The organism is Streptomyces sp. A0592, from assembly GCF_004795115.1.
GTDB classification, from domain to species: domain Bacteria; phylum Actinomycetota; class Actinomycetes; order Streptomycetales; family Streptomycetaceae; genus Streptomyces; species Streptomyces erythrochromogenes.
Map to the genome: position 1 here is coordinate 101,912 of NZ_SSBM01000022.1, position 22,793 is coordinate 124,704.

At 72.1% G+C, this 22,793-nt stretch carries 15 protein-coding genes; 9 read left to right on the plus strand and 6 right to left on the minus strand.

What is annotated here, in order from left to right:
- Window positions 1-87 precede the first annotated feature (87 nt).
- On the plus strand, window positions 88-585 hold the full coding sequence (locus tag E6U81_RS26965; protein ID WP_136232663.1) for a hypothetical protein: 498 nt from the start codon (window positions 88-90) through the stop codon (window positions 583-585).
- A 20-nt stretch (window positions 586-605) separates the two neighbouring features.
- On the opposite strand, the gene E6U81_RS40040 is transcribed toward E6U81_RS26965, so the two are convergent.
- Both E6U81_RS40040 and glgP read right to left on the minus strand, forming a co-directional pair.
- Window positions 606-1,277 carry a hypothetical protein gene (locus E6U81_RS40040; protein WP_168714751.1) on the minus strand — a complete coding sequence of 224 codons (672 nt, stop codon included), beginning with the start codon at window positions 1,275-1,277 and terminating at the stop codon, window positions 606-608.
- Between the two features lie 216 nt (window positions 1,278-1,493).
- Window positions 1,494-4,130, minus strand: coding sequence for an alpha-glucan family phosphorylase (glgP, locus tag E6U81_RS26970; protein ID WP_136232664.1), 2,637 nt, complete (start codon window positions 4,128-4,130; stop codon window positions 1,494-1,496).
- An 820-nt stretch (window positions 4,131-4,950) separates the two neighbouring features.
- On the opposite strand from glgP, the gene E6U81_RS26975 reads away from it, so the two are divergent.
- The 4 genes from E6U81_RS26975 (at window position 4,951) to glgB (ending at window position 12,569) form a co-directional block, all read left to right on the plus strand.
- Window positions 4,951-6,945, plus strand: a complete 1,995-nt coding sequence (locus E6U81_RS26975; protein ID WP_136232665.1) for an alpha-1,4-glucan--maltose-1-phosphate maltosyltransferase — start codon at window positions 4,951-4,953, stop codon at window positions 6,943-6,945.
- On the plus strand, window positions 6,942-8,660 hold the full coding sequence (gene treS, locus E6U81_RS26980; RefSeq protein WP_136232666.1) for a maltose alpha-D-glucosyltransferase: 1,719 nt from the start codon (window positions 6,942-6,944) through the stop codon (window positions 8,658-8,660). The genes E6U81_RS26975 and treS overlap by 4 nt, the downstream gene beginning before the upstream one ends.
- A gap of 178 nt (window positions 8,661-8,838) precedes the next feature.
- Window positions 8,839-10,284, plus strand: a complete 1,446-nt coding sequence (locus E6U81_RS26985) for a phosphotransferase (RefSeq protein ID WP_168714752.1) — start codon at window positions 8,839-8,841, stop codon at window positions 10,282-10,284.
- Complete coding sequence (gene glgB / locus E6U81_RS26990) at window positions 10,281-12,569, plus strand: 1,4-alpha-glucan branching enzyme (RefSeq protein WP_136232667.1); 2,289 nt, start codon at window positions 10,281-10,283, stop codon at window positions 12,567-12,569. Before E6U81_RS26985 ends, glgB begins: the two co-directional genes overlap by 4 nt.
- On the opposite strand, the gene E6U81_RS26995 is transcribed toward glgB, so the two are convergent.
- Together E6U81_RS26995 and E6U81_RS27000 are read right to left on the minus strand one after the other, a co-directional pair.
- A complete protein-coding gene (locus E6U81_RS26995; RefSeq protein WP_136232668.1) occupies window positions 12,559-12,903 on the minus strand; it encodes a thioredoxin domain-containing protein in 345 nt (114 codons plus the stop codon). The two genes, glgB and E6U81_RS26995, sit on opposite strands and share 11 nt — an antisense overlap.
- A gap of 22 nt (window positions 12,904-12,925) precedes the next feature.
- Window positions 12,926-13,318, minus strand: coding sequence for a MerR family transcriptional regulator (locus E6U81_RS27000; protein WP_136232669.1), 393 nt, complete (start codon window positions 13,316-13,318; stop codon window positions 12,926-12,928).
- A gap of 325 nt (window positions 13,319-13,643) precedes the next feature.
- Between E6U81_RS27000 and E6U81_RS27005 the strand changes: the two genes are divergently transcribed.
- Window positions 13,644-14,336, plus strand: coding sequence for a helix-turn-helix domain-containing protein (locus E6U81_RS27005; protein ID WP_240804036.1), 693 nt, complete (start codon window positions 13,644-13,646; stop codon window positions 14,334-14,336).
- A 53-nt stretch (window positions 14,337-14,389) separates the two neighbouring features.
- On the opposite strand, the gene E6U81_RS27010 is transcribed toward E6U81_RS27005, so the two are convergent.
- Window positions 14,390-16,408 (minus strand): hypothetical protein, encoded by a 2,019-nt coding sequence (locus tag E6U81_RS27010; protein WP_136232670.1) that lies wholly within the window; start codon window positions 16,406-16,408, stop codon window positions 14,390-14,392.
- Window positions 16,409-16,660: 252 nt separating this feature from the next.
- Window positions 16,661-17,686 carry an ATP-dependent 6-phosphofructokinase gene (locus tag E6U81_RS27015; protein WP_136232671.1) on the minus strand — a complete coding sequence of 342 codons (1,026 nt, stop codon included), beginning with the start codon at window positions 17,684-17,686 and terminating at the stop codon, window positions 16,661-16,663.
- Window positions 17,687-17,918: 232 nt separating this feature from the next.
- Between E6U81_RS27015 and pta the strand changes: the two genes are divergently transcribed.
- The 3 genes from pta to pyk all read left to right on the plus strand — a co-directional run bounded on the left by pta (window position 17,919) and on the right by pyk (window position 22,764).
- A complete protein-coding gene (gene pta / locus E6U81_RS27020) occupies window positions 17,919-20,009 on the plus strand; it encodes a phosphate acetyltransferase (protein WP_136232672.1) in 2,091 nt (696 codons plus the stop codon).
- Window positions 20,010-20,057: 48 nt separating this feature from the next.
- Window positions 20,058-21,272 carry an acetate kinase gene (locus E6U81_RS27025; RefSeq protein ID WP_136232673.1) on the plus strand — a complete coding sequence of 405 codons (1,215 nt, stop codon included), beginning with the start codon at window positions 20,058-20,060 and terminating at the stop codon, window positions 21,270-21,272.
- Between the two features lie 61 nt (window positions 21,273-21,333).
- The gene (gene pyk / locus E6U81_RS27030) at window positions 21,334-22,764 is read left to right on the plus strand and encodes a pyruvate kinase (protein WP_136232674.1); all 1,431 of its coding nucleotides are present in this window, start codon (window positions 21,334-21,336) and stop codon (window positions 22,762-22,764) included.
- Window positions 22,765-22,793: the final 29 nt, after the last annotated feature.

Here is a 22,793-nt window from a genome sequence, read left to right on the forward strand (position 1 = left end):
CACGGGGCCGCCCGGGAGAAGACCTCCCCGGGCGGCCCTGTCCCATGGGCCCTCGGCCCCGTCCCATGGGCCCCGCCGCGCGGACCGGTGCGGCTGGACGCCAGCGGGGAGCCGGTCCACGGACCGCGCGACCATCCGGATCTCGCCAAAATGGCGGCGCTCGGGCTGCCGTTCTGGCTCGCGGGCGGGCAGGCCGACCCCGAAGCGGTCGCCGCAGCCCGCGCCGCGGGCGCGGCCGGCGTCCAGATCGGCAGCGCCTTCGCCCTGCGCGAGGAGTCGGGCATGGCCCCGCACCTGCGCGAGGAACTGCGCGGCCGCGCCCGGGCCGGCACCCTGACGGTCCGCAACGACCCCGACGCCTCGCCGACGGCGTTCCCCTTCAAGGTGGCGGAACTGCCCGGAACCCTGTCCGAGCCCGAAGTGGCCGCAGCCCGTCGCCGCGTGTGCGACCTGGGGTTCCTGCGCACGCCCGTGCGCGCTCCACGCGGTCTGCTCTACCGGTGCGCGGCCGAGCCCGTACGCGCCTACGTCCGCAAGGCGGGGACGAGGCCGACACCACGGGCCGGCGCGGTGCGGCCGGCCTGAGCCGTCGGAGGTCCCCCGGATCAGCCGATGGCGCGCAGCACCATGGAGAGGAAGTCCTCCTCGACGTCCGTCTCCGCTTCCTCGCCCTCCTCCCCTTCTGCTCCTTCCTCCCCTTCTTCTGCTTCCTCGCCTTCTTCCTCCGCCGCGTCCGTCTGGTCGCCGCGGCCCTGACCGCCGTTGCCCCAGTCACCGCGGCCCTGCCCCTGGTCGGCCCCGTCCGACTCGTCGGCCGCGCCCTCGTCGGCCGCGTCCTCTTCGTTCTGGTCGCCGCGGCCCTGGCCCTGCTCGCCGCCGTTGTTCCAGTCGCCCCGGCCCGGCTCCTGACCGGCTCCGTCCACCGGCTTGAAGAAGGCCGCCACGACCTCCACGTCCGACACGGCCCCGTTCGGCCTCAGGGTCGCGACCGCTCTGCCGCTGCACCCGGGGTTGTCGAACAGCAGGGCCCGCGACCGCGTCCGGTTGCGGACGTCGACGGCGGGCTCGTTCCGGGACGTCCCCGTGAGCAGGTAGCAGGTACCGTCGTCCGCCGGCCGGATCCGCCCCTGCCGCTCGCGGCCCGCGTCGTCGAGGTACCGGTAGTACAGCGTGCCGAGGGCGCGGTCACCCGGGTCGTCGGCCGACGAGGGACCGGCGGTGGGCAGGACGAGGGCGAGAGCGCCGACGAACACGGCGGCGGTGGTGCCAAGACGCATGGGGGAGAGTCCGTTCCTCGGGTTCCGCGGATGCCGGGTCCGGTGGCATCCGCGGGCAGCGTAGGAGCGGACAAGGGCGGCGAATCGATTCGGCATACCGGGCGCGTACACAGGTTCACCCAGGAGGTCCCCCCGCCGTACACCGACTCGGCTCCCTGGGCGGCGGGCGGCGGATGGACCCGCCGCCCGCCCCCTCGCAGGCACCTCCCGCCGTGCCTACCGCAGCAGTACCCCGCCGCCGGTGTCCGTGTCCGCCGGGGCCGCGACCAGGCCGAGTTCGGCCGGGGTGGCCAGCAGCGGATGCGTCGGCAGGATGCGGACCGTGTAGCCGAAGGGCCCGGTGCGGTCGAGGGCGAGCGGGCCCTCGTACACCCAGCGGCCCTCCAGGTCGGGACCCGCGGCAGGCTTGAGCGGGAAGGTCCGCCCGTCCCGGATCACGTCCTGCGGGTCCACCCGGCCCGCGACCGCCTGCACCTCCACGTCCTCGGGCGCCAGCGTGTCCAGCGACAGCTGCACGCGCAGCGTGAGGGTGGCCCCCAGCTCGGCGGTGCCGTTCACCGGAGCCTCGGCCAGCGCCTCCACGTGCTCGACGCCGACCCGCGGCCACGCCGCCCGGACCCGGCCCTTCCACCAGGCGAGGTCCCGCGCCGCGTCGGCGGTCAGGGAGCGGTGGGCGAGCGCGGCCGGCGCGTACAGCCGCTCCACGTACTCGCGCACCATCCGTCCGGCGAGGACCTTCGGCCCCAGCGACACGAGCGTGCGCCGGACCATCTCGATCCACCGCACCGGGAGCCCGGTGCGCCCGGCCCGGTCGTAGAACCGCGGCGCGACGCGGCCCTCGATCAGCTCGTAGAGGGCGCTCGCCTCCAGGTGGTCCCGGCGGTCCTCGTCCGCGCCGAGCCCGTCGGCGGTCGGGATGGCCCAGCCGAAGTCCGGCTCGAACCACTCGTCCCACCAGCCGTCCAGCACCGACAGGTTCAGACAGCCGTTCAGCGCTGCCTTCATGCCGCTCGTGCCGCACGCCTCCAGCGGGCGCAGCGGGTTGTTCAGCCAGACGTCGCAGCCCGGGTAGAGCTTCTGCGCCATGGCCATGCCGTAGTCGGGCAGGAAGACGATCCGGTGGCGCACCCGCGGGTCGTCGGCGAAGCGCACCAGTTCCTGCACGAGGCGCTTCCCGCCGTCGTCGGCCGGGTGCGCCTTGCCGGCGACGACGATCTGTACCGGCCGCTCCGGGTCCAGCAGCAGCCTGCGCAGCCGGTCCGGGTCGCGCAGCATCAGCGTCAGCCGCTTGTAGGAGGGCACGCGCCGGGCGAAGCCGATGGTGAGCACGTCGGGGTCGAGGACGGAGTCCACCCAGCCCAGTTCGGCCGCGGCGGCGCCGCGCTGGAGCCACGAGGCCCGCAGCCGGTCCCGTACCTCCTGCACCAGCTGCTCGCGGAGCACCCGGCGCAGGTCCCAGACGTCCTGGTCGGGGATGTCTGCGACCGCGTCCCAGCGCCGGGAGCCGCCGACCGACAGGGCGTCCTCGGTGCGGCCCGCGCCGATCTGGCGGGCACCGAGCCGGACCACCTCGGGCGCCACCCAGGTCGGGGCGTGGACCCCGTTGGTCACGGAGGTGATGGGCACGTCGGCCGGGTCGAAGCCGGGCCACAGGCCGGCGAACATCTCCCGGCTGACCGCGCCGTGCAGGGTGGACACCCCGTTGGCCCGCTGGGCCAGCCGCAGCCCCATCACCGCCATGTTGAAGACGCCGGGGTCGCCGCCGGGGAAGGACTCCGCGCCCAGTTCCAGGATCCGGTCGACCGGTACGCCGGCCAGCTCACCGCCGTCGCCGAAGTGCCGGGCGACCAGGCTCCGCTCGAAGCGGTCGATCCCGGCCGGGACGGGGGTGTGCGTGGTGAACACGGTCCCGGCGCGCACCGCCTCGACGGCGGCGTCGAAGCCGAGGCCCTGCTCGCGCTCCAGTTCCCTTATGCGTTCGAGGCCCAGGAAGCCGGCGTGGCCCTCGTTGGTGTGGAAGACCTCGGGGTCGGGGTGGCCGCTGATCCCGCAGTACGCGCGGACCGCGCGCACCCCGCCGATGCCCAGCAGCATCTCCTGGAGCAGCCGGTGGTCGCTGCCGCCGCCGTAGAGCCGGTCGGTCACCTCGCGGGCGGCGGCGTCGTTGTCCTCGACGTCGGAGTCCAGGAGCAGCAGCGGTACGCGTCCGACGCGCGCCTGCCAGATGTGGGCGTGCAGGGCGCGGCCGCCGGGCAGGGTCAGCGAGACGCGGGCGGGTGTGCCGTCGTCCTGGCGGAGCAGGCCGAGCGGAAGTTCGTTGGGGTCGAGGACCGGATAGTGCTCCTGCTGCCAGCCGTCGCGGGAGAGCGACTGGCGGAAGTAGCCGTGCCGGTAGAGGAGTCCCACGCCGATGAGCGGGACTCCCAGGTCGCTGGCGGCCTTCAGGTGGTCCCCGGCGAGGATGCCGAGGCCGCCGGAGTACTGGGGCAGGGCGGCGGTGATCCCGAACTCGGGGGAGAAGTAGGCGATGGCGGCGGGCAGTTCCGTGCCGTTCTCGCGGCTCTGGTACCACCTCCCGCCGTTCACGTAGTCATCGAGGTCGGCGGCGGCGACGGCCAGGCGCCGCAGGAACCGGCGGTCTGCGGCCAGTTCCTCGAGCCTGGCGGCGGAGACGGTGCCGAGCAGCCGGACGGGATCTCCACCCGCGGCCTGCCAGCCCTCGGGGTCGACGGATTGGAAGAGTTCGCGGGTCTCGGTATGCCACGACCAGCGCAGATTGCGCGCGAGATCGGTGAGCGGCAGCAGGGACTCCGGGAGGACGGGGCGCACGGTGAATCGACGGATAGCCTTCACACGTTCCACCTTCGCAGGGGATTGCGGATCGGAGCGGCCGCACCACGCTGTGCACCCGCGCATCACCCCGGGAAGGCTAGCGAGGCCCCCGCATTCCGGCCATGCCGCCTCCGGCGGCTCGCGCACCCCCTCCCTGCGGCTCTGCGTGCGGTGAACCTGTTCGCGGCGGCCGGGGTGGCCCAGCTCGTCCGGGACGTCCGCCGGCTCGCGGCCGACCGGTTCCGAGTGGTCCTCGACCTCGCGGAGGCGATGCGGGGGGGGCGGGGCCGGTCCCGGTGCGGAGCCCCGGGCGGGGTCCCACGGGTGGGTCCGACCCGGCACTCCGCCCAGGAGGGGCTTTTTTCGGCCACATCTCTCAAATCCTGCGAAACAGTGGTCACTCCCGCCCCGCGACGACGGCGACCGTCTGTCTCGCGTACCCCCGCGCGGGTGGTTCCCGAGGGGCTCCGGAGACGGGTGGGACCGGTGTGCCGGCCCCCTACGTCACCTAGTCCCGGCCGACTTGACGGAGCCCCGCCGGATGTCGAGCCGGGCCTCGGTATTGCCCGTGCCACTACGTACGAGTAGTTAACCCAGTGCGCGGATTGGGCGGGGGGAGAGTGGGAAGGGCTCCCCGGGTACACGTCGTACACGCACGGCGCACCCGCCCACAAACCCTCTCCCCGCCACCCGAGTGAACGCGGACAGGAGCGGCCATGCCCGCAGCCCAGCCGTCTCTTGAGCGGCTAGAAACAGAGCGAACAGAGCGTGCACTACCAGTCGTGATACCGGCTGGCCTGTTGTCACCGAGCCCTGCGAACTGCCCCCAGGTGATCCCATCATGATCGGTCGCATTCCCGTGCTGGACGTCCGCCCCGCCGTCGACTGCGGCGCCAGACCCGCCAAGGCGGTCGTGGACGAGGTCTTCGAGATCTCGGCCACCGTGTTCCGCGAGGGACACGACGCCCTCTCCGCCCACGTCGTCCTGCGTGATCCGAAGGGGCGGCTGCGGCCCCCCGTGCCGCTGCGCGAACTCGCTCCCGGCACCGACCGGTGGGGCGCCCGGGTCTCCGCCGAGGCCGAGGGGAGGTGGACGTACACCGTCGAGGCGTGGAGCGACCCGCTGGGCACCTGGCGGGCCCATGCCGCGATCAAGATCCCCGCCGGGATCGACACCGGGCTCGTGCTGCTGGAGGGCGCCGAGCTCTACGAGCGGGCCGCGGCCCGGATCCCCAAGCGCGACGGCCGCGACGCCGTCCTGGCCGCCGCCGGGATCATGCGGGACGAGGACCTCCCCGCCGCCGAGCGGTACGAGGCGGCACTCGCCCCCGCCGTGGGCGCCGCGCTCGCCAGGCGCCCCTACCGGGAGCTGGTCACCGCCTCCAAGCCGCTGCCGATCCTCGTCGAGCGCAAGCGGGCCCTCTTCGGCTCCTGGTACGAGATGTTCCCGCGGTCCGAGGGCGCGGTGCTGGAGCCCGGCGAGGCCCCGGTCAGCGGCACCTTCCGGACCGCCGCGGAGCGGCTGCCCGCGATCGCCGCGATGGGCTTCGACGTGGTCTACCTGCCGCCCATCCACCCGATCGGCAGCACCTACCGCAAGGGCCCCAACAACACTCTCTCGGCCGGGAGTTGGGATCCCGGTGTGCCGTGGGCCATCGGCTCCACCGAGGGCGGGCACGAGGCGGTCCACCCGGAACTCGGCACCATCGAGGACTTCGACGCCTTCGTCGCGCGCGCCCGCGAGCTGGGCATGGAGATCGCCCTGGACTTCGCCCTCCAGTGCTCCCCCGACCACCCGTGGGTGGAGAAGCACCCGGAGTGGTTCCGCCACCGCGCCGACGGGACGATCGCGTACGCCGAGAACCCGCCGAAGAAGTACCAGGACATCTACCCGGTCCACTTCGACACCGACATGGCCGGCATCGTCGAGGAGACCTGCCGGATCCTGCGGCACTGGATGGACCACGGGGTGCGCATCTTCCGGGTCGACAACCCGCACACCAAGCCGGTCGTCTTCTGGCAGAAGGTGATCGCGGACATCAACAAGTCCGACCCGGACGTGATCTTCCTGGCGGAGGCCTTCACCCGGCCCGCGATGGTGCGCGCGCTCGCCGCCGTCGGCTTCCAGCAGTCGTACACCTACTTCACCTGGCGCAACACCAAGGCCGAGCTGACCGAGTACCTGACCGAGCTCTCCGCCACCCCGTCCGCCTCGGTGATGCGGCCGAACTTCTTCGTCAATACGCCCGACATCCTGCACGAGTACCTCCAGAAGGGCGGCCGTCCCGCCTTCGAGGTGCGCGCGGTCCTCGCCGCCACCCTGTCCCCCGCCTGGGGGATCTACTCCGGCTACGAGCTCTGCGAGAACACCCCGGTGCGGGAGGGCAGCGAGGAGTACCTGAACTCCGAGAAGTACGAGTTCCGGCCACGCGACTGGGCCGCCGCCGATCGCGAGGGCCGCACCATCGCCCCGCTGATCACCGCTCTGAACCGGCTGCGCCGGCGCAACCCCGCCCTCCAGCAGCTGCGCGACATCCACTTCCACTCGACCGACAACGAACAGGTGATCGCCTATTCGAAGCACGCGGGCGCCAATTCCGTACTGGTGGTCGTCAACCTCGATCCGCACCACACCCAGGAGGCGACGGTCTCGTTGGACATGCCGGTACTCGGCCTCGACTGGCACGGGTCCCTCGCCGTGCGCGACGAGCTCACCGGCGAGACCTATCACTGGGGCAGGGCGAACTACGTGCGCCTAGAGCCGGGCCGCACGCCCGCGCACGTCCTGGCCGCTCTGCGACCGTCCCCGCCCACCGGAGGGTCACCCACCACATGATGATCAACGATCCCGTCCACGACACCTTCGAGGACACCCCCGCCAAGGACCGCGATCCCGACTGGTTCAAGCGGGCCGTCTTCTACGAGGTCCTCGTCCGCTCCTTCCACGACAGCAACGGCGACGGCGTCGGGGACCTCAAGGGCCTCACCGCCAAACTGGACTATCTCCAGTGGCTCGGCGTCGACTGCCTCTGGCTGCCGCCGTTCTTCGCCTCGCCCCTGCGCGACGGGGGCTACGACGTCTCCGACTACACCTCGGTGCTGCCCGAGTTCGGCGACCTCGCCGATTTTGTGGAGTTCGTGGACGCCGCGCACACCCGCGGCATGCGGGTGATCATCGACTTCGTCATGAACCACACCAGCGACCAGCACGAGTGGTTCCAGCAGTCGCGCAAGGACCCGGACGGCCCCTACGGCGACTACTACATGTGGGCCGACAACGACAAGCAGTACCAGGACGCCCGGATCATCTTCGTCGACACCGAGACCTCGAACTGGACGTACGACCCGGTCCGCAAGCAGTACTACTGGCACCGCTTCTTCTCCCACCAGCCGGATCTGAACTTCGAGAACCCGGCGGTCCAGGAGGAGATCGTCTCCGCCCTCCGCTTCTGGCTGGACCTCGGCATCGACGGCTTCCGCCTCGACGCCGTGCCCTACCTGTACGCCGAGGAGGGCACCAACTGCGAGAACCTCCCGCGCACCCACGAGCTGCTCAAGAGAGTCCGGGCCGAGATCGACGCCCACTACCCGGACACGGTGCTGCTCGCCGAGGCCAACCAGTGGCCCGAGGACGTCGTCGACTACTTCGGGGACTTCGCCAAGGGCGGGGACGAGTGCCACATGGCGTTCCATTTCCCCGTCATGCCGCGCATCTTCATGGCCGTGCGAAGAGAGTCCCGCTACCCGGTCTCCGAGATCCTGGCCAAGACCCCGGCCATCCCGAAGAACTGCCAGTGGGGCATCTTCCTGCGCAACCACGACGAGCTCACGCTCGAAATGGTCACGGACGAAGAGCGCGACTACATGTACGCCGAGTACGCCAAGGACCCGCGGATGCGGGCCAACATCGGCATCCGGCGCCGGCTCGCCCCGCTCCTGGACAACGACCGCAACCAGATGGAGCTGTTCACCGCCCTGCTGCTGTCGCTGCCCGGCTCGCCGGTGCTCTACTACGGCGACGAGATCGGCATGGGCGACAACATCTGGCTGGGCGACCGCGACGGCGTCCGCACCCCCATGCAGTGGACCCCGGACCGCAACGCCGGTTTCTCCTCGTGCGATCCGGGCAGGCTGAACCTGCCGGTCATCATGGACCCGGTCCACGGGTACCAGGTCACCAATGTCGAGGCGGCCATGGCGTCGCCCTCCTCACTGCTGCACTGGACCCGCCGGCTGATCGAGATCCGCAAGGCGAACCCGGCCTTCGGCCTCGGCTCGTACACCGAACTGCAGTCGTCCAACCCGGCGGTGCTCGCGTTCCTGCGCGAGTACGGGGACGACCTGGTGCTGTGCGTGCACAACTTCTCGCGCTTCGCGCAGCCCACCGAGCTGGACCTGCAGTCGTTCAACGGGCGGGTACCGGTGGAGCTCACGGGCGACGTGCGCTTCCCGCCGATCGGCGAGTGGCCCTACCTGCTGACCCTGGCAGGACACGGCTTCTACTGGTTCCGGCTCCGTGCCGAACAGCGCGGTGACCGCCGCGCCGAATAGCCGGCACGGCCACAGGCGGACCACGCCTGGGCCAGGGGGCGGGCGGCTCGAACGGGTCAATCGCCCGCCCCTGTACGGATCATCCTGACCCGACACTCGCACATGCCGGAGAAGCAACTGCCGCGCATCCGGGACACTCTGCGCATTCTGTGACGGCCCGGGGAAAGGACGCGACGCCATGTCGGAGGCTGCATCCGCCCGGAGCCGGCTCACGGCCGACCGGACCGCCGGGATCGCCCCGCTGGAACCGATGCTGCGGGCCTGGCTGCCCGCACAGCGCTGGTTCGCGGGCAAGGGGCGGGCCATCAGCAGACTCACGACCGTCTCGGCGGCCGACCTGCTGCCCCCCGGGTCCACCCCCGGACTGCTGCACGTGCTGCTCGACGTGGACGGGGACTGCTACCAGCTGCTGCTGGGCATCCGCCCGTCCCTGCCGCCCGCCCTCGCGCCCACCCTGATCGGCCACGCCGAGGACGGGCCGTACGCGGGCCGGGCGGTCTACGAGGCCCTGGGCGACCCGCGGCTCGCGGCGATGCTGCTGGAGCGGCTGCGCTCCCCCGGCGTGCTCGGACCGCTGCGCTTCGACCGGGATCCCGCCACTGCGATCCCGGCCGGGCTGACGCCCCGGCCGCTGTCCGGGGAGCAGACGAACTCGTCTCTGATCTACGGAGATTCGTTCATCCTGAAGGTCTTCCGCCGGGTCGGCCCCGGGGTCAACCCGGACCTGGAGCTGCCCAGGGCGCTGGCCGCCGCCGGCTGCACGCGGGTGCCGGCACCCGTCGCCTGGTACGAGGCCGAGCCGCCCGGCGGCGAACCGCTGACCCTGGGCGTGCTCCAGCCGTACCTGCGCGGCTCCGACGACGGCTGGCAGCTCGCGCTGCGCCGGCTCGGCGCCGGGGAGGACTTCACCGCGGAGGCGCACGCGCTCGGCCGGGCCACCGCCGAGGTGCACAACGCGCTCGCCGCCGCCCTGCCCACCGTCGCGCTCGGTCCGGAGCAGACCGCGCGGCTGGCCGCCGGGATGACGGCGCGGCTGGCCGCCACCGCCCGGGAGGTGCCGACGCTGCGCCCCTACGAGGCCGGGCTGCGAGGGGCCTTCGACGCGCTGGCCGCGTCCCGCGGGACGGGGGTGGCCGCCCAGCGGATCCACGGCGACCTCCATCTGGGTCAGACCCTGCGCACCCTCGACGGCAGCTGGTCGTTGATCGACTTCGAGGGCGAGCCGGCCCGGCCCCTGGCTGACCGGCGCCGTCCCGAACCGGCGGTGCGCGACATCGCCGGGATACTGCGTTCCTTCGACTACGCCGCCCGCTCGCACCGGCCGTTCGCCCCCGCCTGGGCGGACGACTGCCGGGCCGCGTTCTGCGAGGGCTACGCCCGCACCACCGGCCGGGACCCGCGCGAGGATCCCGTACTGCTGCGGGCGTACGAGACCGACAAGGCGGTGTACGAGGCCCGCTACGAGTCCCGGCACCGCCCCGACTGGCTGCACGTCCCGATGGCCGCGATCCGGCGGCTCTCGGAACCCGCGCGGCCCGCCCACCGCGTGCCGCCGACCCCGCCCGCCACGGGTGCCCTCTCCCCCCACCCCCACCCGAAGCCCCCGAGGAGGCCGCTCGCGTGAGCGCCGCACGACAGCCGTCATCGACCGTCCGCGACGAAGCCGCAACCGCCCCGGCGGCGGGCAAGAAGCCACGCACGCCCCGGGCCCGCCGCGCCGCACCTCCGCACGGGGTCCGGCCGGCGCCGGCGCTCGCCGCGGGGGAGCGGGCCAGGCTGCTGGAGGGCCGCCACCACGACCCGCACGGGGTGCTGGGCGCACGCACCCAGCGCGGCGGGGTGGCCTTCCGGGTGCTGCGACCGCACGCCAAGGCGGTCACGGTCATCGCCAAGGGGCTGCGGGCCGAGCTCCACGACGACGGCGACGGACTGTTCTCCGGGCTGCTGCCGCTGACCGCGGTGCCGGACTACCGGCTGCTGGTGGCGTACGAGAGCGACGAGATCGAGATCCACGACCCCTACCGGTTCCTGCCCTCCCTCGGCGAACTGGACCTGCACCTGATCGGCGAGGGCCGCCACGAGCGGCTGTGGACGGCGCTGGGCGCCGAGCCGATGGAGCACCAGGGCGTGGCCGGGACCCGGTTCACGGTGTGGGCGCCGAACGCGCAGGGGGTCCGGGTCAGCGGGGACTTCTCCTACTGGGACTGCGTCGCCTATCCGATGCGCTCGCTCGGGTCGAGCGGCGTCTGGGAGCTCTTCCTGCCCGGGGTGGGTGCCGGGACGCTCTACAAGTACGACATCACGCGCCCGGACGGCAGCCACACCCTGCGCGCCGACCCGATGGCCCGGTCCGCGGAGGTGCCTCCGGCGAACGCCTCGGTGGTCACGGCCTCGCAGTACGAGTGGCAGGACACGGAGTGGATGGCGCGGCGCGGCGCCCGCGCCCCGCACCAGGCCCCCTTCTCCGTGTACGAGCTGCACCTGGCGTCCTGGCGGCCCGGACTCTCCTACCGGCAGCTCGCCGAACAGCTCCCCTCGTACGTCAAGGAGCTGGGCTTCACGCACGTGGAGATGATGCCGGTCGCCGAGCACCCCTTCGGCGGCTCGTGGGGCTACCAGGTCACCGGTTTCTACGCGCCGACCTCGCGGATGGGCAGCCCGGACGACTTCCGCTTCCTCGTGGACTCGCTGCACCGGGCCGGGATCGGCGTGATCGTCGACTGGGTGCCGGCGCACTTCCCGCGGGACGACTGGGCGCTCGCGGAGTTCGACGGGCGGCCGCTGTACGAGCACCAGGACCCGCGGCGGGCCGCACACCCGGACTGGGGGACGCTGGAGTTCGACTACGGGCGCAAGGAGGTCCGCAACTTCCTCGTCGCCAACGCCGTCTACTGGTGCGAGGAGTTCCACGTGGACGGGCTGCGCGTGGACGCGGTGGCCTCGATGCTCTACCTGGACTACTCGCGCAGCGAGGGCGAGTGGACGCCCAACGAGCACGGCGGGCGGGAGAACCTGGACGCGGTGGCCTTCCTCCAGGAGATGAACGCCACGGTGTACCGGCGCTGCCCTGGGGTGGTCACCATCGCGGAGGAGTCCACGGCCTGGAACGGCGTGACCCGGCCGACGGACGGCGGCGGCCTGGGCTTCGGCCTGAAGTGGAACATGGGCTGGATGCACGACACCCTGCGCTACATGTCGAAGGAGTCGGTGCACCGCAAGTACCACCACCACGACATGACCTTCGGGATGATCTACGCCTTCAGCGAGAACTACGTGCTGCCGATCTCGCACGACGAGGTGGTGCACGGCAAGCGCTCGCTGGTGTCGAAGATGCCCGGGGGCGACTGGTGGCAGCAGCGGGCCGCGCACCGGGCGTACCTGGGCTTCATGTGGGCCCACCCGGGCAAGCAGCTGCTCTTCATGGGACAGGAGTTCGCCCAGGGGTCGGAGTGGTCGGAGAGCCACGGGCCGGACTGGTGGCTGCTGGACTCCTCCTACGCGGCGGCCGGCGACCACCGGGGCGTGCGCGATCTCGTGCGGGACCTGAACCGGACGTACACGGCGGCGCCTGCGCTGTGGGAGCGCGACACCGTGCCCGAGGGCTTCGCCTGGGTGGAGGCGGACGCGGCGGAGGACAACGTCTTCGCCTTCCTGAGGTACGCCCAGGACGGCTCGCAGCTGCTGGCGGTGTGCAACTTCTCGCCGGTGGTCCGCCACGGCTACCGGATCGGGGTGCCGGAGGAGGTGCCCCTGTGGCGCGAGGTCCTCAACACCGACCTGGAGGCCTACGGCGGCAGCGGTGTGCACCACGGGCAGCCGCTGCGGCCCGAGCCGGTGCCGGCCCAGGGCCGCCCGGCGAGCCTGCGGATGACGCTGCCGCCGCTGGCGACGATCTGGCTCAGGCCGTAGCGAGCTCGTCCTCCAGTTCCTGGAGGAGGCGGCGCTTGGGCCGGGCGCCGACCAGCTGGCGGACGGGTTCGCCGTCGCGGAAGACGAGCAGGGTCGGCGTGGACAGCACCCCGTACCGGGTCAGGGTCTCGGGGTTGCGGTCCGCGTCGATCTGCACGACCTTCAGGCGGGCGGCCTCCTCGGCGGCGATCGCGGACAGCACCGGGGCGAGCTGGCGGCAGGGGCCGCACCAGTCCGCGGTGAACTGGACGAGGACGGCCCTGCCGCGCTCGCCCAGCACCTCCGCCTCGAAGTCGGTGTCGGTCACCTCGGCCACTTTGCGGGCGTGCACCATCTCGGTTCCTCTCTCGTGTGGGTCAGGGCGTCATCTCGCAGCGCGGGGCGGCGGCCCCGCCGGCCGCCTCCTCGGCGCCGGCGAGCTGGCGCGCGACCTGCTCGCGTACGTCTGCGAGCCGGCCGATCAGGTCGTCCAGCTCGGCGAGCTTGCGCCGGTACACGGCGAGCGAGGCAGGGCAGGAGTCCCCGGCCGGGTGGCCGGCCCGCAGGCACTCCACGAAGGGCCGGGTCTCCTCCAGTTCGAAGCCGAAGTCCCGCAGCGTGCGGATCTCCCGCAGCAGCCGCAGGTCGTCCTCGTCGTAGGTCCGGTGGCCGTTGTCGGCACGCCGCGCGGGCAGCAGCCCGCGCGCCTCGTAGTACCGGAGCGTCCTGGTGCTGGTCCCGGCCCGTTTCGCCAGTTCGCCGATGCGCATGGCCCGACCGTATGCGTTGACGCCGACGTCAAGGCAAGGGGTGCGTGGGCGGGGCCCTCGCCACCCCCGTGGGCGAGGGCCCCACAGGAACCACGTACGGGAAGGGGCTCCGGTTCACATTCCGTGGAGGCCGTGTGAGGGGTATTGCGTCACGGCGGGTTGGCTGGAACCGTACGCAGTACTGGATCTTCGAGGTCCCCGGGCGCACCGATTACCGGACAGTCGCCGGAAAACTCGCCAAAAGCCCCTTACTTCATAGGACGTTCCTACGAGGTATGGGCTTGTTTGTTTGGTCTGTAGGCGGCGCAGCCCGGCCACTTCTACGGTGTGCGGTGTGCACTCCAGCCCACCCTTCAATGCCCCCGCCGCGCGGCGCCTGCGCGCGGCCCTGGGCATGGCTCCCGGACACGTCGCCTACGGCCTGCGTGCCCAGTACGGACTCGTCGTCGCGCCCGAGACGGTGATGGCCTGGGAGCGTGGCGAGATATCACCCTCGTCCGCCGAGCTGACGGCGCTCGCGGGCGTCCTGTGGTGCTCGCCGGGTGAACTCCTCGCCGAACCCGTCACGTTGCGCGAGCACCGGATGGCCCGGGGGCTGGCCGCGGACGAACTGGCCCGGCGGATCGGTCTGGAGACGAGCTCCTACCAGAAGATGGAGGACACCGGACGCTGGAGGGGCAACGAGCGGCAGTCCGCCGCCCTGGCCACCGTGCTCGGCCTCACCCTGGCCCAGTTCGTGACGGCGACGGGCAAGCACGAGGAGCTGGCCGAGCTGCTGCGCAGCGCGGTCACCACGCGCTGGCAGGCGTACGTGAAGCCGCTCGGCAAGCTGCTGCCGATCCCCAAGCAGCACCTGGAGCGGGTGCTGGACCAGCTGCACGGGGAGTACCAGTCGCGGATGGTGGCGACGCTCAGCTGGGGCGGCGGCCAGGGCGAGGCCGGCAGCGGGGACGCTGGCCGGGACTTCCTCACCGGGATCGTGGACCGCTTCTGGCGGCTCGCGGGCGGTGCGGCCTAGGACACCGTCCGGTCGGGGCGGCCGGTCCCGGACCCCCCGACCGCCCGGAACGGCTACGGAAGCGGCGCGTGGACCACGGAGGCCGCGGTGCCGGCAGCGGCCAGGTCCTGCCGGATCCGGTCGGCGGTCCTGCGGTCGCCCACCAGGACGGTCGGCGGGGCGGGGCACGAGGCGATCGCGGTCTTCAGGTGGCCCAGTGAGGCCTGGTACTCCTTCTCCTCGACCGCGGCCGATCCGCCGACCTTGACGTAGAACACCTCGTACAGCCCGACCATGCTGCCCCCCTGCTTGCTGAGGATCTGGGCGAGGAAGGTCGACCTCAGGTTGAGGTAGGCGTCGTTGCTGTACAGGGCGATCACCGGCGCGGTGGCCCCCTGCAGGTCGCGCCCGGTGAGGGCGGCGGCCGGCTTGCCGATGTCGCTGCTCCTGGCCTCGCCGCGGGTCCACTTGAGCATGGGGCTGTCGTACCAGGCCGAGGGGTGGCCCCAGCCGGAGGGCACGCCCCACTGGACGCCGCCGAAGAGCGCCAGCGCCGCCGCCGTCGCGAGGCCGGAGCGCAGCAGGAGGTCCGCCCGGCGGCGCAGCGCGGTGCCGGTGGTGACGGCGGCGGGCGGCAGCATCAGCCCGATCATGCCGAGCGAGAGCAGGGCGATCACCAGCCCGGCGGCGGTCAGCTTCTCGAAGTAGTACGAGTAGTAGCCGATGGTGAGCTTCTGCCAGGCGCCGAAGGTGCCGATCATCGCGGTCGCGCCGAGGACGACGGCGAGCACCATCTGTCCGGTGCCCGTGCGGCGGTTGACCGGGAGGGTGGCCGCGACCAGGGCCAGCAGGCCGAGCCCGATGAACACCGGGCGGTCGGGGATGACCATCGGGCCGGCCAGGTTCGAGGTCTTGGCGACGTCCAGCTTCGTGAGGACGGAGAAGACGCTGGGCAGTCCGGCCACGAGGGTGACGCCGGCCAGGGCCGCGAGGACCCGGCCCCGGCGGCCGGCGAACCGGCGCCGGTGGACGAGCAGGACCGCGGCCAGGGCGATGCCCACCAGGGCGCCGTAGAGGTTGTAGACGTAGGTGACGGCGATCAGCCCGGCCGCCGCGACGAGGACGAACTCGGTCCGGCCCGCCGCGGGCCGCACCAGCAGGGCCAGGGCGACGGCCAGGAACAGCAGGCCGATGGTCTCGGAGTCGAAGCCCCGCTCGATCAGCTGCGCCATCGACCCGGACATCATCACCGCGGCGACGGTCGCGCACACCGCGGCGGCGCGCCAGCCGCGCAGGCGCGGGCCGCCGATCCAGCGGGCAGCCCAGACCAGTGCCCCGCAGAACAGTGCGTAGGAGGCCAGGACGTAGAGGAAGTATCGATTCGTCATGGCGAGGGCGGAGCCCGCCTGCGCCGAGGACGTCACCAGGGCGTCGATCCAGGCCAGCAGGAAGTGGGAGCCCTGGGGGTAGACCGCCTCGGAGGGCGTCATCATGTACGTCCGGGCGGCGTCCTGGTGCAGGAATGCGTAGCCGCCGACCTGCCGGATCCCGGTGAAGTACGAGAAGTGCCCCATCCGGTCCTCGGACGTGACGAAGTAGGCCAGCCGGTCGGCCGCGGACTTGCCGGCCACCGGGTGGTGGACGTAGTGCCAGACCACGGCCACGGTGCCGGCGATCAGCGCGTCCGAGCCCCGCAGCCGCAGCGGGATGCGCGGTCTGCGACGGGCCAGCCAGCCGGAGACGGAGGCGATCGTCAGCAGCAGGCCGGCCCCGGGCACGGGGGCCAGGCCCCACGGCCAGACGGAGAAGAGCAGGCCGAGGCCCATCACGGCGCCGCAGAGCAGGAAGGCCGCGACCACCAGGCGGTCGAGCAGTCCGCCGCCCACCCGGATCAGGGCCGCGATCGTCAGGACCAGAACGGGGAGGAGCAGCACGTCCAGGGCGACCGCGTGGAGCAGGAGCGGCACCGCCCAGGATGCGGCGAGGGCCGCAGCGAGGACGGACGGGCTGCGCCGTGCGGTGGGGCCGGTGATCCCGGGTCTCGGTCGGGCGGCGACCGGTTCGCGTGTCAGGACGGCAGAGCTGGTCGCCACGGGAGTGGTGAACCTTTCATCGAGTGCGTGCATGCGGACGAGGAGACGCGGACATGCTGCCGCGATCCGCCCACATACGACTCGGCCGACCCAATCCCCCCACGGGAATCATAACCAGCGTGCCCCGAGCGGGCGGGGCGGCGGGGGCGATCTGTGCGGCCGCGGGGCCGGAGCGCCTGCCTCCGGTCCGTCGGCGGACAAAAGGGGCCGAAGGGCCCGGTCCGGCAGGGGCTTCGGTCCCGGCCGGAAGGGTCAGAAGACCGACTCGGCCTCGTACATGCGGCTGTCGGGGACGGTCTTCAGCTCGGTGACCGCATGGGCCAGCGGGGCCATCACGATGTCGGTGCCGCGCAGGGCGGTCATGTTGCCGTATGCGCCGCGGTGGACCGCCTCCACGGCGTGCCAGCCGAACCGGGTCGCGAGGACGCGGTCGTAGGCGGTCGGGGTGCCGCCGCGCTGGACGTGGCCGAGGATGACCGGGCGGGCCTCCTTGCCCAGCCGGTGCTCCAGCTCGATGGCGAGGCGGTTGCCGATGCCGGCGAAGCGCTCGTGGCCGTAGGCGTCGATCGCGCCCTTCTCGTACGGCATGGAGCCCTCGGCCGGGTGCGCGCCCTCGGCGACGCAGATGACGGCGAACTTCTTCCCGCGGGCGAAGCGCTCCTCGACCATCTTCACCAGGGCGTCCACCTCGAAGGGGCGCTCCGGCAGGCAGATCCCGTGGGCGCCGCCGGCCATGCCGGACTCCAGGGCGATCCAGCCCGCGTGACGGCCCATGACCTCGACGACCATCACGCGCTGGTGCGACTCGGCGGTGGTCTTGAGGCGGTCGATGGCCTCGGTGGCGACCATGACGGCGGTGTCGAAGCCGAAGGTGCGGTCGGTGGAGGAGATGTCGTTGTCGATGGTCTTCGGCACGCCGACGACCGGCATCCCGGCGTCGGACAGCATCCGGGCCGCGGTCAGGGTGCCTTCGCCGCCGATCGGGATCAGGGCGTCGATGCCGTAGCGGGTGGCCAGCTCCTGCGCGTTCTCGGCGGCCTCGTGGAGGCGGGCCCGCTCCATGCGTGCCGAGCCGAGGATCGTGCCGCCGCGGGCGAGGATCCCGCTGACGGCGTTGATGTCGAGGGGGCGGAAGTGACCGTCGAGGAGACCCTTGAAGCCGTCCTCGAAACCGATGACCTCGTCCCCGTGCCCGACCACGGCACGGTGTACGACCGACCGGATGACAGCGTTGAGGCCCGGGCAGTCTCCGCCTGCTGTGAGAACTCCGATACGCATCGTGCTGTGTCTCCTGCTCCGGTACATATGAAGGGCGTATTGATCCCGCCTGTCCGATTGTTCCATGCCCGCGGGGTGGGGCGCGCTCCGCGCCACTCGCCCCGGAGGGCCTTTGGACCCCCCGGACCGGGACCGAGTTCCGGGGGCGCCCTATCCATTGGCGGAGGTACTGTCAAGAGGGCAGCCCATCCCAACCGGGTCAATCGACCACACGAAGAGACGGAGAGCACGCGTGACGCGCAGCGTGTACGTGACCGGCATCGAACGGGGGGACGGCCGGCAGGTCGTCGAACTCGGGATCATGGAGCTCCTGACCCGGCAGACCGGCCGGGTCGGCGTCTACCGGCCGTTGCTCCACGACGCGCCCGACCGCCTCTTCGACCTCCTCAAGGCCCGCTACCGGATCGACCAGGACGCCTCGACGGCCTACGGGATGGAGTACCGCGAGGCCTCGGCGATCCTGGCCGAGAAGGGCACCGACGAGCTGGTCTCCCAGCTCGTCGACCGCTACCACCGGCTGGCCCGCGACTACGAGGTCGTGCTCGTCCTCGGCACCGACTACGCCGAGACCAACCTCCCCGACGAGCTGGCGCTCAACGCCCGCCTCGCCAACGAGCTGGGCGCGGTCGTCGTCCCCGTCGTGGGCGGAACCAAGCACCCCGCCGAGGCCGTGCGCGCCGAGGCCCGCAACGCCTACCGCGCGTACGAGAGCCTGGGCTGCCACGTCGTCGCGATGGTCGTCAACCGGGTGGCCGCCGAGGACCGCGACCTCATAGCCGAGCGGCTGGCGGCCCGCCTCCCCGTGCCCTGCTACGTGCTGCCGGACGACAAGTCGCTGTCCGCCCCGACCGTCGCCCAGATCACCCGGGCGCTCGGCGGCGAGGTGCTCCTCGGCGACGAGGCGGGCCTGGCCCGCGACGCTCTGGACTTCGTCTTCGGCGGCGCGATGCTGCCGAACTTCCTGAACGCCCTGACCCCCGGCTGCCTGGTCGTGACCCCCGGCGACCGCTCGGACCTCGTGGTCGGCGCGCTCGCCGCGCACACCTCCGGCACCCCGCCGATCGCCGGGGTGCTGCTCACCCTGAACGAGCGGCCGAGCAAGGACGTCCTGGCGCTGGCCTCGAAGCTGGCGCCGGGCACGCCCGTGGTGTCGGTGGCCGGCAACAGCTTCCCGACCGCCGCCGAACTCTTCTCGCTGCAGAGCCGGTTGAACTCCGCGACCCCGCGCAAGCTGGAGACCGCGCTCGGCCTCTTCGAACGCCACGTGGACACCGGCGAGCTGCGCGGCCTGCTCTCGGTGGCACGCTCGGAGCGCGTCACGCCGATGATGTTCGAGCACGAGCTGCTGGAGCGGGCCCGCTCCGACCGGCGCCGCGTCGTGCTGCCCGAGGGCACCGAGGAGCGCGTACTGCGCGCCGCGGACGTGGTGCTGCGCCGGGGCGTCTGCGACCTGACCCTGCTGGGCGACGAGCAGGCGATCCTGAAGAAGGCGGGCGACCTCGGCGTCGACATCTCGGGCGCGCAGCTCATCGACCCGGCGACCTCCCCGCTGCGGGAGGGTTTCGCCGAGTACTACGCCGAGGTCCGCGCGCACAAGGGCATGACCGTCGAGCTGGCCCATGACGTCGTCACCGACGTCAACTACTTCGGCACCCTGATGGTCCAGCGGGGCCTGGCCGACGGCATGGTCTCCGGCTCGGTGCACTCCACCGCGGCGACCATCCGCCCGGCCTTCGAGATCATCAAGACCAAGCCGGAGGCGTCCATCGTCTCCTCGGTCTTCTTCATGTGCCTGGCCGACCGGGTCCTCGTCTACGGGGACTGCGCGGTCAACCCGGACCCGAACGCCGAGCAACTCGCGGACATCGCGGTCCAGTCGGCCGCCACCGCCGCCTCCTTCGGCGTCGAGCCGCGGATCGCGATGCTCTCGTACTCGACCGGGACCTCCGGTTCGGGGGCGGACGTCGACAAGGTGCGCAAGGCCACCGAGATCGTCCGCGAGCACCGCCCCGACCTGGCCGTCGAGGGCCCGATCCAGTACGACGCGGCCGTGGAGCCCTCGGTCGCCGCGACGAAGCTGCCGGGGTCGGAGGTGGCCGGCCGCGCGACCGTGCTGATCTTCCCCGACCTCAACACGGGCAACAACACGTACAAGGCCGTGCAGCGTTCGGCGGGCGCGGTGGCGGTCGGCCCGGTGCTCCAGGGACTGCGCAAGCCCGTCAACGACCTCTCGCGCGGCGCCCTCGTCCAGGACATCGTCACCACCGTGGCCATCACGGCGATCCAGGCGCAGGGCGCCCCGGGCCCCGCCGCCACCGCCTGACCCCTCCCCCTCTCCCTTCACCGCCCGCGACAAGGAAAGACCCCCGCCGTGACCGCATCGCGCGTACTCGTCCTCAACTCCGGCTCCTCGTCCGTCAAGTACCAGCTCCTCGACATGGCGGACCGGTCGCGCCTGGCCGTCGGGCTGGTGGAGCGGATCGGTGAGGAGACCTCCCGGCTGGTCCACGAGCCGCTGACCGGTCCCGCCTCGGCCGGCGGCAAGCGCGAGCAGGTCGGCCCGATCACGGACCACGAGGCCGCGCTGAAGGCCGTGGCCGCCGAGCTGGCGGCCGACGGGACGGGCCTGGACTCCCCCGAGCTGGCCGCGGTGGGGCACCGGGTGGTGCACGGCGGGACGCGGTTCACCCGGCCGACGGTGATCGACGACGAGGTGCTGGCGGAGATCCGGAACCTGATCCCCCTGGCGCCGCTGCACAACCCGGCGAACGTCACGGGCATCGAGGTGGCGCGGTCGCTGCGCGCGGACATCCCCCAGATCGCCGTCTTCGACACCGCCTTCCACTCGACGATGCCGGAGCACGTGGCCCGCTACGCGATCGACGCCCAGGTCGCCGAGGCGTACTCCGTCCGGCGGTACGGCTTCCACGGCACCTCCCACGCGTACGTCTCGCGGGCGACGGCCGCCCTGCTCGGCAGGCCGGCGGAGGACGTGAACGTGATCGTGCTGCACCTGGGCAACGGCGCCTCCGCCTCGGCCGTGCGCGGCGGGGTCTGCGTGGAGACGTCCATGGGCATGACCCCGCTGGAGGGGCTGGTCATGGGCACCCGCTCGGGCGATCTCGACCCGGCGGTGGTCTTCCACCTGGCACGGGTGGGCGGCCTCTCGGTGGACGAGATCGATTCGCTCCTGAACAAGAAGAGCGGTCTGCTGGGCATGTGCGGCGACAACGACATGCGCGAGGTGCTGCGGCGCGCGGGCGAGGGCGACGAGGCGGCGCGCCTGGCCTTCGCCGCGTACGTCCACCGGCTGAAGAAGTACATCGGGGCCTACTCGGCGGTCCTCGGGCGGGTGGACGCGGTGGCGTTCACGGCCGGGGTCGGCGAGAACGCCCACCAGGTCCGGGAGGCCGCGCTCGACGGCCTGGCCGAGCTGGGCCTGGCGCTGGATCTCGAGGCCAACGCGGCGCGTTCCCCGCAGCCGCGGCTGATTTCGGCGGATTATGCCCGGGTGGCCGTGGCGGTGGTCCCGACGGATGAGGAACTGGAGATCGCCACCCAGGCGTACGCGCTGGTTACCCAGTAGTCACTTGGACTTTCCACCAGCCGGAATATTCCGCTGCGAAACAAACCGATAGGATCCAGTCATGCGCCGTTCCAAAATCGTCTGCACGCTGGGCCCCGCCGTCGACTCGTATGAGCAGCTGAAAGCGCTCATCGAGGCAGGTATGAACGTGGCCCGATTCAACTTCAGCCACGGGTCCCAGGCAGAACACCAGGAGCGGTACGACCGCGTCCGGCAGGTCTCCGAGGACACCGGGCGCGCCGTCGGCGTCCTCGCCGACCTCCAGGGCCCGAAGATCCGTCTGGAGACCTTCGCCGAGGGTCCGGTCGAGCTGGTGCGCGGTGACGAGTTCACCATCACCACCGAGGACGTCCCGGGCGACAAGTCCATCTGCGGCACCACCTACAAGGGTCTCCCGGGCGACGTCGCCAAGGGCGACCAGGTCCTGATCAACGACGGCAACGTCGAGCTCCGGGTGACGGAGGTCGACGGCCCCCGGGTCAGGACCATCGTCATCGAGGGCGGTGTCATCTCGGACCACAAGGGCATCAACCTGCCGGGTGCCGCCGTGAACGTCCCCGCCCTGTCGGAGAAGGACGTCGACGACCTCCGCTTCGCCCTGCGGATGGGCTGCGACATGGTCGCCCTGTCCTTCGTCCGCGACGCCAACGACGTCAAGGACGTCCACAAGGTGATGGACGAGGAGGGCCGCCGGGTCCCCGTCATCGCCAAGGTGGAGAAGCCCCAGGCCGTCGAGAACATGGAGGCCGTGGTCGCCGCCTTCGACGCGGTCATGGTGGCCCGTGGCGACCTGGCCGTCGAGTACCCGCTCGAGAAGGTCCCGATGGTCCAGAAGCGGCTCATCGAGATGTGCCGCCGCAACGCCAAGCCGGTGATCGTGGCGACCCAGATGATGGAGTCGATGATCACCAACTCCCGCCCGACGCGCGCGGAGGCGTCCGATGTCGCCAACGCGATCCTCGACGGCGCGGACGCGGTCATGCTGTCGGCCGAGTCCTCGGTCGGCGCCTACCCGATCGAGACCGTCAAGACGATGTCGAAGATCGTCGCGGCGGCCGAGGAGGAGCTCCTCTCCAAGGGCCTCCAGCCGCTGGTCCAGGGCAAGAAGCCGCGCACCCAGGGCGGCTCCGTGGCCCGCGCGGCGTGCGAGATCGCGGACTTCCTCGACGCCCAGTCGCTGATCGCCTTCACCCAGTCCGGCGACACCGCCCGCCGGCTGTCCCGCTACCGCGTGACCCAGCCGATCCTGGCCTTCACCACCGACGTCAACACCCGCAACCAGCTCACGCTGAGCTGGGGCGTCGAGTCGTACATCGTCCCGCACGTGGACACCACCGACGCGATGGTCGACCTGGTGGACGGCGAGCTGCTCAAGCTCGGCCGCTACAACGAGGGCGACACCATGATCATCACGGCCGGCTCGCCCCCCGGCGTCCCCGGCACCACCAACATGGTCCGGGTCCACCACCTGGGCGGCGTCGCCCGCGGCTGACGCCGCCCCGCCGCACCCGACTCTGCCGC